Genomic DNA, 12944 nt, shown 5'->3' with positions numbered 1-12944 from the left:
GGTCGTCCTCTCGTCCGCGGGTGGGGCCTGGGGCCGCGAGGTCACGCGGGCAGGGTCTCGCGGACGGTCAGGGTCACGTCGACGTTGCCACGGGTGGCGTTGGAGTACGGGCAGACCTGGTGGGCCTGCTCGACGATCTGCTCGGCGACCTCGCGGGACGCGGCGGGCAGGTCGACGACGAGTTGCACGGCGAGCCCGAAGCCGCCGCTGCCGTTCGGGCCGATGCCCACCTCGGCGCCGACCACGGAACCGGTCACGTCGGCCTTGGCCCGACGGGCCACCAGCCGCAGCGCGCTGTGGAAGCAGGCCGCGTAACCGGCGGCGAAGAGCTGCTCGGGGTTGGCCCCGCCGCCGGCGCCGCCCATCTCCTTCGGCACGGCCAGGTCGAGCGCGAACGTGCCGTCGGAGGTCTCGACGTGGCCGTCCCGGCCGTCGCCGCTGGCGGTCGCGGACGCGGTGTAGAGCACCTGCATGATGGTCACTGCTCCTTCTGTCGGTGGATGGTGTCGGTGACCCGGGTGAGGGTGTCGCGCAGCGCGACGAGCTCGCCGAAGCCCAGGCCGGTGGCCTGCGCGATCCGCAGCGGGACGTCGCAGAGCCGCTCCCGCAGCGCCCGACCCTGCTCGGTGAGGCCCACCTCGACCCGCCGTTCGTCGCGGGCCGACCGCCGGCGCACCACCAGGCCCGCCCCCTCCAGCCGCTTGAGCAGCGGGGAGAGCGTGCCGGAGTCCAGCCGCAGCTCGGCGCCCAACTCGGACACCGTGGGGGCGTCGTCGGGACGCTCCCAGAGCACCAGCAGCGCCAGGTACTGCGGGTAGGTCAACCCGACCTCGTCGAGGATCGGCCGGTAGACGTCGGTCAGTGCGCGCGACGCGGCGTAGAGCGCGAAGCACACCTGCCGGCGCAGCACCAGGTCATCGGTCACCGCTGAACCGTAGCCCACAATTAAGTTGTGCACAACTTATCGGGCCGCGAGCCGGCCGGCAGGCCCTCCGGGCGCGTACCTCAGCGGTCGCCGAGGTACGCCTCCAACTCCACCTCGACCAGATGCTCCGGGTCCAGCAGACCGGCCACCACCACCAGGGTCGCCGCCGGCCGGACCGCACCGAAGACCGCGTTGTGCGCCCGGCCCACCTCGTCGGCGTGCAACCGGTCCGTCACGTACATCCTGGTCCGGACCACGTCGCCCGGCTCCGCACCCACCTCGGCGAGCGCGGCCAGGCCGATCCGCAGCGCCTGCGCGGTCTGCGCCGCCGCGTCACCGACGTGCACCACCCGGCCGCCCACCGTCGCCGTGCAACCGGCCGTCCAGGCCCGCTCACCAGCCCGAACCACCCGGGAGTATCCGTAACGCTGCTCCCACGGGCCACCCGACCCCAGCCGGGTCGTCGTCACGCCTCGGCCAGCGTCCGCAGCGCCTCGGCCACCGTGAAGGCACCCGCGTAGAGCGCCTTGCCGGCGATCACGCCCTCCACCCCGGCCGACTCCAGGGTCGCCAACGCCCGCAGGTCGTCCAGCGTGGACACCCCACCGGAGGCGATCACCGGCCGGTCGGTACGGGCACACACCTCGCGCAGCAGATCCAGGTTCGGCCCGCGCATCGTGCCGTCCTTGGTGATGTCGGTGACCACGTACCGGCTCGCGCCCGCCTTGTCCAGCCGCTCCAGCACCTCGTACAGGTCACCGCCGTCGCGGGTCCAACCCCGCGCCGACAGGGTGTGCCCCCGCACGTCCAGCCCGATGGCCACCCGGTCGCCGTACTCCGCCACCACCCGGTCACACCAGACCGGGTCCTCCAGGGCGGCCGTCCCGATGTTCACCCGGGCCGCCCCGGTGCCCAGCGCCGCGCGCAGCGACTCGTCATCACGGATGCCCCCGGAGAGCTCCACCTTCACGTCCAACTGGCGCACCACCTCCGCGAGCAGGTGCGCGTTGGTGCCCCGACCGAACGCCGCGTCCAGGTCGACCAGGTGGATCCACTCGGCGCCGTCCTGCTGCCAGGCCAGCGCCGCGTCCAGCGGCTCGCCGTAGATGCTCTCGCTTCCGACGGCGCCCTGCACGAGCCGGACGGCCCGGCCGTCGGCGACATCCACGGCGGGTAACAGGGTGAGGCTCAAGGTCTTCTCCTCGATCAGGTACGACGGTCCAGGGCGATCACGACGATCGCCGGCAGTACGAGCAGCAAAAGCACGATCAGCGCGATACGCAGCGCCAGGTTGTCGACGAACGTCCAGATCAGGATCAACGCCGCCCCGGTGAGCAGCACGATCGCGGCCCGCTCACCCCGGGTGTGCCGAGCCAGCCGCCCGGAGCGACCCCGCCGCAACCGCGGCGTCAACCCGCGGACCACCGCGCGACGGCGCTGCCGGCGAGCGACCTGGCGCTGCCGGACCGCCCGCTCCCGGGCCTGCTCCGCCTCCCGCTCCGCCCGTCGGCGGGCGCGCTCCCGGCTCACCGCGACGCCCGCCGGCCGGGCACCGCGCGACGGCGCTCAGCCACCGCTGGGCAACGTGGCGAGCCAGTTGCGCAGCAACGCGGCACCGGTGTCGGCGGACTTCTCCGGGTGGAACTGGGCCGCCGACAACGAGCCACGCTCCACCGCCGCGACGAAATCCGTATCGTGGTGGGCGGTGGTCACCGTGGCACCGGCAGCGGCCAGCGCCGCCGGGTCACCCATCGCGTACGAGTGGACGAAGTAGAACCGGCTCTGCTCCGGCAACCCGGCGAACAGCACCGATCCCCGGGGCGCCCGGACCGTGTTCCAGCCCATGTGCGGCAGCCGGGTGGCGGCCAGCCGGGTCACCCCGCCGGGCAGCAGCCCCAGCCCCTTGGTCACCACGCCGTGCTCGTCGCCGTGCTCGAAGAGCACCTGCATGCCCACGCAGATGCCGAGCACCGGTCGGCCGGCAGCCACCCGTTCGGCGATCACCGGGCCGGCGCCCAGCGCCTCGATCCCCGCCATGCAGGCCGCGTACGCGCCCACACCCGGCACCACCAGACCGTCGGCGGCAGCCGCCGCGGCCAGGTCGTCGGTCACCCGCACGTCCGCTCCGGCGGCGGCCAGCGCCCGCTCCGCCGAGCGCAGGTTGCCCGAGCCGTAGTCGAGCACCACCACGTGACTCATGTCGTCACCCCGATCACCCGTTATCCGGCAGCAGCCGCAGCACCCCGGCGACCGTGGCGAGCACCGCGAGCGCCGCGGTGATCAGCACGGCGGCCTTCGGCGCGCCCTGCCGGTAGAGCGACCAGGTGCCACCCACCAGCACCCCGGCCAGGATCAGCAACAACGTCGGCAACGCAGCACCCATCAGAGCAGCCTTCCCATCGCGACTGCGGGGCTCCGCTGCGCTGCACCCCTCGCGCTCATCAGAGCGCGCCCTTCGTGCTCGGGATCGCGCCAGCGGAACGCGGGTCGATCGAGGTGGCCTCGCGCAACGCGCGGGAGACCGCCTTGAACTGCGCCTCCACAACGTGGTGCGCGTCCGGGTGGCCACCCGGACGGGCCGCCCGCAGCACGTCGACGTGCAGCGTGACCCTGGCCGCCTGGCCGAAGGACTCCCAGATGTGCCGGGTCATGCTTGTCGCGTACACCGGCCCGATGTACGGCGCGAGCACCGGCTCGTCGTGCACCACGTACGGCCGACCGGAGAGGTCCACCGCGGCCCGGACCAGCACCTCGTCCATCGGCACGGTCGCCGAGCCGTACCGCCGGATGCCTGCCTTGTCGCCCAGCGCCTGGTCGAACGCCGCGCCCAGGGCGAGCGCGGTGTCCTCGATCGTGTGGTGCGCGTCGATCTCCAGGTCACCCACGGTGCGCACGGTCAGGTCGAAGCCGCCGTGCCGGGCGATCTGGTGCAGCATGTGGTCGTAGAAGCCGACGCCGGTGCTGATCTCGGCGGCGCCGGTGCCGTCGAGATCCATCTCGACGAGGACCTTGGTCTCCTTGGTGATCCGCTCCACCCGGGCGGTCCGACTCATTGCGAAGTCTCCATTGCAGAAAGGAAGGCGTCGGTCTCGGCGGCGGTGCCGGCGGTCACCCGCAGCCAGCCGGGCAGGCCGACGTCACGGACCAGCACCCCCTGCGCCAGCAGGGCGTTCCAGACGATGGTCTGGTCGCCGCCCACCTCGAAGAGCACGAAGTTCGCGTCGCTGTCGGCGACCCGCAACCCCCGCTCGCGCAGCGTCGCCACGATCCGGTCCCGCTGCACCATGATCGCGCTCACCGTACCGAGAAGGGCATCGCGGTGAGCCACCGCCGCTCGTGCGGCGGCCTGGGTGAGCGCGGAGAGATGGTACGGCAAACGGACGAGCTGCACCGCCCGGACCACCGCCGGGTCGGCGGCCAGGTAACCCAGCCGGCCGCCGGCGAAGCCGAACGCCTTGCTCATCGTCCGGGTGACCACCAGCCGCGGGTGGCCGGGCAGCACCGCCAGAGCGCTGACCGTCCCGGGTCGGGCGAACTCGGCGTACGCCTCGTCGACGACCACCATGCCGGGCGCGACGTCGAGCACCGCGGCGATCACCGCCGGGTCCAGTGCGGTGCCGGTGGGGTTGTTCGGTGAGCAGAGGAAGACCACGTCCGGCCGGTGCTCGCGGACCTGGGCGACCGCCTCCTCGGCGGTCAACCCGAAGTCGACGCCGCGCGCGGCGGGCACCCACCGGGTGCCGGTGCCGAGGGCCAGCAGCGGGTGCATCGAGTACGCCGGAACGAAGCCGAGCGCGCTGCGCCCCGGCCCGCCGAACGCCTGCAACAGCTGCTGCTGGATCTCGTTGGAGCCGTTGGCCGCCCACACCTGCTCGACGGTGAGCCCGTGCCCGAGATATTCGGCCAGGTCGGCGCGGAGCGCCACCGCGTCCCGGTCCGGGTAGCGGTTCAGCTCGCGCAGCTCGGCCGCGAGCGCCTTGCCGATCGCCTCGGCCACCGGCTCCGGCACCGGGTGGGAGTTCTCGTTGGTGTTGAGCCGCACCGGCACGTCCAGCTGCGGCGCCCCGTACGGCGACAGCCCGCGCAGGTCGGCCCGGATCGGCAGATCGTCCAGGCTGGTCACGCCGAAGCTCCCGGAAAGCGGGCCTGGACCGCCTGGCCGTGCGCGGGCAGGTCCTCCACGTTGGCCAGGGTGACCACGTGCGGGGCCACGTCGCGCAGCGCGGCCTCGGTGTATTCGATCAGGTGCACGCCGCGCAGGAAGGACTGCACGGACAGGCCCGAGGAGTGCCGGGAACAACCGCCGGTGGGCAGCACGTGGTTGGAGCCGGCGCAGTAGTCGCCGAGCGACACCGGCGACCAGGCGCCCACGAAGATCGCCCCGGCGTTGCGGACCCGCAGCGCCCACTCCCGGGCGTCGACCGTCTGGATCTCCAGGTGCTCCGCCGCGTACGCGTCGACGACCCGCAGCCCCGCCTCGAGGTCGTCGACCAGGACCACACCGCTCTGCTCACCGGTCAGCGCCGTGGTGACCCGCTCGGTGTGCTTGGTCGCCGGCACCTGCCGGGCCAGCTCCGCCTCGACCGCCTCGACCAACGCCACCGACGGGGTGACCAGCACGCTCGCGGCGAGCGGGTCGTGCTCGGCCTGACTGATCAGGTCGGCGGCCACGTGCGCCGGGTCGGCCGTGTCGTCGGCCAGGATGGCGATCTCGGTCGGCCCGGCCTCGGCGTCGATGCCGACCACGCCGCGCAACAGCCGCTTGGCGGCGGTCACCCAGATGTTGCCGGGGCCGGTGATCAGGTCGACGGGGTCGCAGCGCAACTCACCCGCCGGGTCCACCGCCGCGCCGTACGCCAGCATCGCCACCGCCTGGGCCCCGCCCACGGCGTACACCTCGTCGACGCCGAGCAGCGCGCACGCGGCGAGCACCCGGGGGTCGGGCAGGCCCCCGTTGTCCTTCTGCGGCGGGCTGACCACCACCAGCGAGCGCACCCCGGCCGCCTGGGCGGGCACCACGTTCATCACCACTGTCGACGGGTACATCGCCAGGCCACCGGGCACGTAGAGGCCGACCCGGTCGACCGGCAGCCACCGCTCGGTGACCGTGCCGCCGGGCACCACCTTCGTGGTGTGGTCGGTGCGCCGCTGGTCGGCGTGCACCCGACGGGCCCGGGCGATGGACTCCAGCAGCGCGGCGCGCACCGCCGGGTCGAGCACCCCTTCGGCCTCGGTGATCGCCTCGACCGGCACCCGCAGCACCTCCGGGGAGATGCCGTCGAACCGTTCGCTCGCCTCCCGGATCGCCGGGTACCCATGCTCACGGACCGCCTCCACCAGGGGCCGGATGCGCTCGACGGCGACGGACACGTCGAGCTGGGCACGGGGCAGCAGGCGGCGCGGGTCACCGAGACCGTCGCGCAGGTCGATCCGATTCAGCACTCTTGCGAGTCTAGGCGGCCGGCCCGACGTCCACCCGAGCCGCCCGTCCGCCGGGACGGTGAGCCGGGCCACGCCCCGGAGGGCGAGATTGGTTAGGCTCGACCATGTGACCGCACGGCTGCCGGTGTTCCCGCTCGCAACGGTGCTCTTTCCCGGGTTGGTGCTGCCGTTGCACATCTTCGAGGAGCGCTACCGGGCGCTGGTCCGACACCTGGTCGACCTGCCCGAGGGTGCCCCGCGTGAGTTCGGCGTGGTGGCCATCCAGGCCGGCTGGGAGGTCTCGCCCGCCGGTCCCGGGGGCCGGGCGATGCCGGGCGTCGGCGAGGTGACGCTGCACGAGGTGGGCTGCACCGCCGAGCTGCGCCAGGTGACCGAGTTGGCCGATGGCGGTTTCGACATCGTCACGGTCGGCCGCCGCCGGTTCCGGATCGCCGAGGTCGACGACAGCGCCGAGCCCTACCTCACCGCCGACGTCGAGTGGCTGCCCGACCCGGGCGGCCCGGACGAGGTGGCCGACCTGCTGGCCGCCCGGGTGATCGCGGTGTTCCGGCAGTACCTCGGCCTGATCCGCTCCGACCCGGAGGAGATCTCCGAGCAGTTGCCGGAGGACCCGACGGTGCTCTCGCACCTGGTGGCGGCGACCGCGGCGCTGACCGTCGACGACCGGCAGCGGCTGCTGGCGATCGACGACACCGCCTCCCGGCTCCGCGCCGAGCTGCGGTTGCTCAACCGCGAGGCGGCTCTGCTGCGTCAGGTGCGGGCGGTTCCGGTTCCGCTGGCGGAGCTGGCGTCCCCGCCGACACCCAACTGAACTCCCCCGGTTCGGGCTCCGGGCGCAGCCCCGGCCACCGCGACCAGCCGGCCAACAGGGTGTACATGACCGCCGCCCCGAACGCCGGCAGCAGCAGGTTGCCGTGCGGCACCGGCAGCACGCCGAGCAGCCAGTCCACCCCACCGGCGCGCAGGTCGGCGGGTTTGCTGAAGGCCTGCCCGGCCGGGGCGGTCGCCAGCAACCGGTCGAAGGTGGCCAGGCCGATCCGTCGCCCCACCTGCCAGGCCACCGGCGCGGCGGCCAGAGCGCCGAGCACGGCGGCGAGCAGCCCGACCGGGCCGCGCCGCCGACGCAGCACGAACCACAGGGCGAGCGCCACGAGCAGCCCGAAGGCGAGCCCGAGCAGGCTGAACCAGCCGTCGGCGGCGATCGGCTGCTCCGGTTGCGGCTCGGCGTAGATCGCCCCCTCGGCGGTCTTGAGCACCGGAGTGTCCGGCGCGAGCGCGGCCCAGAGCAGCCCGAGCGGGACACCCAGCGCGGCCAGCGCGAGCACGGCGCCCAGCACCGTCGCCACGGCACGCAGCGGACGGCGCGGTTCGTCGAACCGAAGCTCCAGCGAGCTCTGGTACGCCGCCGAGGCCGGCAGCTGGCTCGGGCCGAACCCGTCCGGCGCGTCCGACGGGTCGACCGCCGGCGGTTTCGCGTCCGGCGTGCGGGGTGGCGCGGGTTGGTCGGCCTCGTCGACGGGCCGCTCAGGGTCGGGGTTGTCCGGGCTCACCCGATGATCCTCTCAGGCCCGGTGCGAGGCCGGGGCTCCGGTGGCGGCAGACCAGCTCACCGGGCGAACGGCTCCACCATCATCGCGGCGGCCCGCAGCCACGCCTGCCGGGTCTCCGGCTGGAGCTGGTGGTACTCGATCGACGACCCGGTCTCCAGAGCCGGGTCGTACGGCACGACGGCCACGCCTCGGGTACGGGTGGCGAAGTGCCGCTCCAGGTCGTCCTGGAGAGCCGAGCGACCCGGGGTCGGGCAGGAGATGAGGGTGATCGCGTTGTCCGCCAACTCGCCCATGCCCTCCTCGTGCAGCAGGTCGAGCATCCAGTCCGCGCTGAACGCCGCGTCCTCGCGGGGCACGGTGGTCACCACCAGCTGGTCGGCGGCCTGCATCACCGTGCGCCAGTTGGGGCTCTCCACGTTGTTGCCGGTGTCCACGCAGACCACGTCGTGGGTGCGCCGCAGCAACTCCAGCACCCGTCGCACGGTGAACTGGTCCAGTCGCTGGGCGAAGCGCGGGCTCTCCTCGCCGGCCAGCACGTCGTACGAGCCGTCGGAGGCGTGCCGCAGGTAGTCGTCCAGCCGGTCCAGCAGGGTCGCGTCCTCCAGGATCTCGATCTGGGCCAGGTCGCTGATCAGGTGCCGGATCGTCCGGGCGTGCCGGGCGCTGCCGGCGCGCAGGCCGAGGGTGCCGCGCAGCTCGTTGTCGTCCCAGGCCAGCACGCCCTTGCCGCGGACGCTGCCGATCGTCGCCGCGGCGAGCACGGTGGCGGTCGTCTTGTGCACCCCGCCCTTGGGGTTGGCGAAGGCGAGAACCCGGGGCGTGCCCAGGTCCCGTTGGAGCACCCCGTTGGCGCGCTCCTGCTCCTGGTCGACGGCCGGTGGCCGCCACTCGATCCGGGCCGGGTAGGCACGTTCGGCGATCGCCGAGCCGACCGCCGGGGCGGGTGGCGGCGGGACGGGAGGGGCGACCGGCGCGGCGACCGGCGGTGGGGCGACCGGCGGCGGAGCAACCGGCGCGGCGGCGATCGGTGGGGGCGGCGGCACGGTCGCCGGGTAGCCGGTCTCCGGCTGGTAGCCGGTCTCCAGCAGGGCGTACCGCGACTCCACCGGCGGGTCGCCCGCCCGGTAGCCGTTGTCCAGCAAGGCGTAGCGCGACGGGACCGGGTCGGGGCCGCGCGACGGCGGCTCGGGCTCGGCCCGGTACGTCGGCTCGGCCCGGTAGTCCGGTTCGGCCCGGTAGCCCGGCGTGGCGCGGTAGTCCGGCTCGGCCCGATAGCCCGGCTCCGCCCGATAGCCCGGCTCGGCCCGATAGCCCGGCTCGGCCCGGTAGCCGGGCTCCGGCTCGGCCCGGTAGCCGGGCTCGGCACGGTAGTCCGGCTGCTCGGTCCGGTACGCCGGCTCGGCGCGGTAGTCCGGCTCGGCCCGATAGCCCGGCTCGGTCCGGTACGCGGGCTCGGCGCGGTAGTCCGGCTCCGCACGGTACGTGGGCTCGGCCCGGTAGGCGGGGTCTACCCGGTAGGTCGCCTCGGCCCGGTAACCAGGCTCCGCGCCGTACGACAGGTCGGCCGGATGCCCGATGGCGGGTGCCCGCCCGGCGTAGCCGTTGGGGGCCGCACGCCGTGGCAGCGGGTCCGGCGACGGCTCCTCGCCGCGCCGTTCCGGCTCGGTCTGTTCCGCGCCGCGACCGCCCAGCCGGGCACGGTCCAACAACGCGCGCCACCGCGGCGCTGGTTCGGCCGGCCGGCCCCAGCCGGTCTCACTGCCCTCCACGGCCCGCCCTCCCAGCGCCATCGATCTCTGTCTGACAGGCTACGAACCCAACCCTATTCGGACCACACCTCAGAACGCACACCAGCCGACCCAGATCACGACGACGGCGGCGGCGACGACTGCTCGGCGACGGCGGCGTCCGGCGAGGTGGTGACGCTCGACGGCGTCGACTCGGCGGGCTCCGGCTCCGACGGTTCGGGTGACGGAATCGTCACGACCGGTGCGGGTTCCGACGATTCGCCCACGGGGGTCGAGGGCGCCGCCGCGCTGTTGGCCGGCGCCGGCAGCTCGGCCGGGATCGGCGCTGGACTCGGCCCGGTGTCGGCCGGCGGACGCACCACGTCACGCTGCTCGGGCAGGGGCGGCGTGAAGACCGTGCGGTCCAGTCGGTACACCTCGGGGGCGGGGTCGACCGCCCGCACATCCGGCCGTGCCGCGACCCCGCGCAGCGCCACCGGTGTCGCGCGAACCACCGCCGCGTAGACGCAGGCGCAGCCGGTGCCGTACGCGACCGCCTCGGCGGCGGCCACCTCGGCGCCGCTGGCGTACTGTTCCCGCAGCTCCCGCTCGCCCACCCCGTCGCCGTCGACCGCGGCGGCCCGGGCCCGGTAGTCGGCGGCCTCGGCCTCCTTGCGGGCCGCCACCTGTGCCATACCGGCGACCACGTCGTCGGGCACCCGCAGCGCGGGGATCTTGACGATCTCGGTCTGCCGACCGGGCAGCGGAACCCGCCCGAAGACGGTCGAGACCCCGACGTCGCCGAGCACCGTCGCCAGCCGCTGCGGTGGCAGGTACGCGTCGAGCGTCACCAGCGCGTACGTCCCGCCCTCGGCGGCCGGGGCGGACGCGGGCAGCGCGGCCAGGTCGGCCGCGGCCGACCGCAGGTAGCCGGGGACGGAGTCGCCGTCGGCAACGCCGACCCGGGTCACCTCGCCGACCGTCCGGTCGCCGACCGGAGTGTCGTCGACCGCCCAGACGGCGGTGCCCAACACCGCCGCCGCGGAGAGCACCGCGGCCCAGCTGAGCACGCCGGAGCGCGGCGACCGGTCGCCCAGCCGGGCCACGGCCCGGGTCAGCGGCGGCAGCAGCCGTTGGTCCAGCTGCCGCAGCAGGTTGCCGGCGCGCACGGGCGGGATCCCCTCTGTGGATCGGTGTCGGGCGGTCGCCGCTCAGTCACGCAGGATCTGGAGCGCACGGTCCAGGTCGTCAGGGTAGTCGCTGACGAACCGGACCTCGTCCCCCGTTCGGGGGTGCAAAAAGCTCAGTTCGCGGGCGTGCAGCCACTGTCGGGCCAGGCCGAGACGGGCCGAGAGGGTGGGATCGGCCCCGTAGGTGAGGTCACCCACGCAGGGGTGCCGCAGGGTGGAGAAGTGCACCCGGATCTGGTGGGTCCGGCCGGTCTCCAGCCGGACGTCGACCAGACTCGCCGCCGGGAACGCCTCCAGCGTGTCGTAGTGGGTGATGCTCGGCTTGCCGCCGGAGACCACCGCCCAGCGGTAGTCGTGGGTGGGGTGTCTGTCGATCGGCGCGTCGACGGTGCCCCGCAGCGGGTCCAGGTGGCCCTGCACCACCGCGTGGTAGCCCTTGTCGACCTCGCGGTACTTGAAGGCCCGCTTCAACGCCGTGTACGCCTGCTCGCTCTTGGCCACCACCATGATCCCGGTGGTGCCCACGTCGAGCCGGTGCACCACGCCCTGGCGCTCGGCGGCGCCGCTGGTGGAGATGCGGTGCCCGATCGCGGCGAGCGCGCCGATCACCGTCGGCCCGGTCCACCCGGGGCTGGGGTGCGCGGCCACCCCCACCGGCTTGTCGACCACGACGATGTCGTCGTCGGCGTAGACCACCCGCAGGCCGGGCACCGCCTGCGGCACCACGGTCGGCGGTGCGACCGGGGCGGGCAGGGTGACGTCCAGCCAGGAGCCGGCCTTGACCTTGTGCGAGTTGGGTCGGGCGGCGCCGTCGACCAGGGCGTCTCCGGCGTCGACCAGGGCCGCGGCGGCGGTGCGGGAGAGCCCGAACAGGCGGGACACGGCCTGGTCCAGGCGCATGCCGTCGAGGCCGTCCGGAACCGGAAGGGAACGGTGGTCGCCGCCAGCGGCGAACGCGGAGGTCATGCCCGCTCCCGCTGCTCGGCGCCCGGTGCGGCGTCCGCGGTGGCCGGGTCGCCGTCGCGCCCCGCCCGCCGGCCGTCACGCTGGCGGCCGGTCAGCTCCAACAGGACGGCCAGCAGCACGCCGCAGACCAGCGAGCTGTCGGCCAGGTTGAACACCGGCCAGACCTGACCGTACGGGTCGAAGAGGCTGATCATGTCGACCACGTGCCCGTGGAAGGGGGACGGCGCCCGGAAGATCCGGTCGACGAGGTTGCCCAACGCGCCACCGAGCACCAGGCCGAGGGAGATCGCCCAGGGCAGCGAGCGCAGGCGCAGTGCCATCCAGACGATCCAGCCGACCACACCGATGGTGATCAGCGGGAAGACCCAGGTGTGGTCGGAGCCGATGCTCCAGGCCGCGCCGCTGTTGCGGGTCAGGCTCAGGTAGACGAACCCGCCGAGCAGGCGGACCGGCTCCCGGTCGGTCAGCGCGGCCAGCGCGAGGTGCTTGGTGACCAGGTCGGCCAGCAGGGCCACCAGGGCGACTCCGGCGAGAATCGCGACGGCCCGGGGCCGGCGGGTGCCGCCGCCCGGGTCGGTGCGGCCGGGTTCGGCGGACGGTACTGCGGTCATTCGCTCCCCATCGACAGTCTTGGCGGTGATCGCTCACCGTCTCATCGCCGCCGGGGAACGGACCTCAGCGCCGCTCCTCCAGCTGCTTGCACGTCACACACTGGGTGGCCGACGGGAAGGCGGCGAGGCGCTCGACCGGGATCGGGTTGCCGCACCGCTCGCACCAGCCGTAACCACCCTCGTCGAGGCGCTCCAGAGCGCGCTCCACCTGCGTGATCCGTTCCAGAATGCTGTTGGCGAGAGAGATCTCCTGCTCCCGCTCGAGCGTCTTGGTGCCCGTGTCGGCCTGGTCGTCCCCGGCCGAGTCGGTCAGCCGATCGCGCTGCAGCTCGGTGATCTCACTCAGCGTCTGATCGTACTCGGCACGAAGCTCGTCCCGCCGCGCCGCCAGCGCCGCCCGGATCTTCTCGGTCTCCGCGCTGCTGCGGGTGGCCTTGGCCACCGGCTTGCGCCCGGCGGTCCTGGTGTCGGATGGCTTCGCCATGGGTCGCTCCCTCGGCCGGGGAACCGCGCGGTCCGCGGCGCCTGGGTCA

At 74.0% G+C, this 12944-nt stretch carries 17 protein-coding genes; 1 reads left to right on the top strand and 16 read right to left on the bottom strand.

Features of this window, described 5'->3' with window-relative positions; genetic code table 11:
• Positions 1-41: 41 nt before the first annotated feature.
• The 10 genes from ACIBD9_RS20925 to hisD all read right to left on the bottom strand — a co-directional run bounded on the left by ACIBD9_RS20925 (position 42) and on the right by hisD (position 6367).
• The gene (locus tag ACIBD9_RS20925; RefSeq protein ID WP_396720107.1) at positions 42-473 is read right to left on the bottom strand and encodes an organic hydroperoxide resistance protein; all 432 of its coding nucleotides are present in this window, start codon (positions 471-473) and stop codon (positions 42-44) included.
• 5 nt (positions 474-478) lie between these two features.
• A complete protein-coding gene (locus tag ACIBD9_RS20920) occupies positions 479-925 on the bottom strand; it encodes a MarR family transcriptional regulator (protein ID WP_238661684.1) in 447 nt (148 codons plus the stop codon).
• Between the two features lie 80 nt (positions 926-1005).
• Entirely contained in the window at positions 1006-1395 is a 390-nt protein-coding gene (locus ACIBD9_RS20915) for a RidA family protein (RefSeq protein ID WP_396719921.1), read from the bottom strand.
• Positions 1392-2117 carry a bifunctional 1-(5-phosphoribosyl)-5-((5-phosphoribosylamino)methylideneamino)imidazole-4-carboxamide isomerase/phosphoribosylanthranilate isomerase PriA gene (gene priA / locus ACIBD9_RS20910; protein WP_238661682.1) on the bottom strand — a complete coding sequence of 242 codons (726 nt, stop codon included), beginning with the start codon at positions 2115-2117 and terminating at the stop codon, positions 1392-1394. The genes ACIBD9_RS20915 and priA overlap by 4 nt, the downstream gene beginning before the upstream one ends.
• Positions 2118-2131: 14 nt before the next feature.
• Entirely contained in the window at positions 2132-2455 is a 324-nt protein-coding gene (locus ACIBD9_RS20905) for a hypothetical protein (protein WP_355423004.1), read from the bottom strand.
• A gap of 36 nt (positions 2456-2491) precedes the next feature.
• Positions 2492-3124: an imidazole glycerol phosphate synthase subunit HisH gene (gene hisH, locus ACIBD9_RS20900; RefSeq protein ID WP_396719918.1), complete on the bottom strand. Its 633-nt coding sequence runs from the start codon at positions 3122-3124 to the stop codon at positions 2492-2494.
• 13 nt (positions 3125-3137) lie between these two features.
• Entirely contained in the window at positions 3138-3308 is a 171-nt protein-coding gene (locus ACIBD9_RS20895; protein WP_354945317.1) for a hypothetical protein, read from the bottom strand.
• A gap of 58 nt (positions 3309-3366) precedes the next feature.
• A complete protein-coding gene (gene hisB / locus ACIBD9_RS20890; RefSeq protein ID WP_396719916.1) occupies positions 3367-3978 on the bottom strand; it encodes an imidazoleglycerol-phosphate dehydratase HisB in 612 nt (203 codons plus the stop codon).
• Positions 3975-5048 carry a histidinol-phosphate transaminase gene (locus tag ACIBD9_RS20885; RefSeq protein ID WP_396719914.1) on the bottom strand — a complete coding sequence of 358 codons (1074 nt, stop codon included), beginning with the start codon at positions 5046-5048 and terminating at the stop codon, positions 3975-3977. Before ACIBD9_RS20885 ends, hisB begins: the two co-directional genes overlap by 4 nt.
• Positions 5045-6367, bottom strand: a complete 1323-nt coding sequence (hisD, locus tag ACIBD9_RS20880) for a histidinol dehydrogenase (RefSeq protein ID WP_396719912.1) — start codon at positions 6365-6367, stop codon at positions 5045-5047. The genes ACIBD9_RS20885 and hisD overlap by 4 nt, the downstream gene beginning before the upstream one ends.
• 106 nt (positions 6368-6473) lie before the next feature.
• Here hisD and ACIBD9_RS20875 point away from each other — a divergent pair, with 106 nt between their 5' ends.
• On the top strand, positions 6474-7178 hold the full coding sequence (locus ACIBD9_RS20875; protein ID WP_396719910.1) for an LON peptidase substrate-binding domain-containing protein: 705 nt from the start codon (positions 6474-6476) through the stop codon (positions 7176-7178).
• Here ACIBD9_RS20875 and ACIBD9_RS20870 read toward each other — a convergent pair.
• The 6 genes from ACIBD9_RS20870 to ACIBD9_RS20845 all read right to left on the bottom strand — a co-directional run bounded on the left by ACIBD9_RS20870 (position 7093) and on the right by ACIBD9_RS20845 (position 12895).
• Complete coding sequence (locus tag ACIBD9_RS20870) at positions 7093-7917, bottom strand: DUF2567 domain-containing protein (RefSeq protein WP_396719908.1); 825 nt, start codon at positions 7915-7917, stop codon at positions 7093-7095. The genes ACIBD9_RS20875 and ACIBD9_RS20870 overlap by 86 nt on opposite strands.
• A 56-nt stretch (positions 7918-7973) precedes the next feature.
• On the bottom strand, positions 7974-9707 hold the full coding sequence (locus ACIBD9_RS20865) for an AAA family ATPase (RefSeq protein ID WP_396719906.1): 1734 nt from the start codon (positions 9705-9707) through the stop codon (positions 7974-7976).
• A gap of 74 nt (positions 9708-9781) precedes the next feature.
• Positions 9782-10813 carry a hypothetical protein gene (locus tag ACIBD9_RS20860; protein ID WP_396719904.1) on the bottom strand — a complete coding sequence of 344 codons (1032 nt, stop codon included), beginning with the start codon at positions 10811-10813 and terminating at the stop codon, positions 9782-9784.
• A gap of 42 nt (positions 10814-10855) precedes the next feature.
• A complete protein-coding gene (locus tag ACIBD9_RS20855) occupies positions 10856-11800 on the bottom strand; it encodes an RluA family pseudouridine synthase (RefSeq protein ID WP_124854348.1) in 945 nt (314 codons plus the stop codon).
• The gene (lspA, locus tag ACIBD9_RS20850; RefSeq protein WP_396719902.1) at positions 11797-12411 is read right to left on the bottom strand and encodes a signal peptidase II; all 615 of its coding nucleotides are present in this window, start codon (positions 12409-12411) and stop codon (positions 11797-11799) included. Before lspA ends, ACIBD9_RS20855 begins: the two co-directional genes overlap by 4 nt.
• 64 nt (positions 12412-12475) lie before the next feature.
• Positions 12476-12895, bottom strand: coding sequence for a TraR/DksA C4-type zinc finger protein (locus tag ACIBD9_RS20845; protein WP_238660711.1), 420 nt, complete (start codon positions 12893-12895; stop codon positions 12476-12478).
• Positions 12896-12944 lie beyond the last annotated feature (49 nt).

This window comes from Micromonospora sp. NPDC050784 (assembly GCF_044456765.1).
Classification (GTDB): Bacteria; Actinomycetota; Actinomycetes; order Mycobacteriales; family Micromonosporaceae; genus Micromonospora; species Micromonospora foliorum.
The sequence above is the reverse complement of the archived record's forward strand: the minus strand, read 5'-3'. Positions and strand labels throughout refer to the sequence as shown.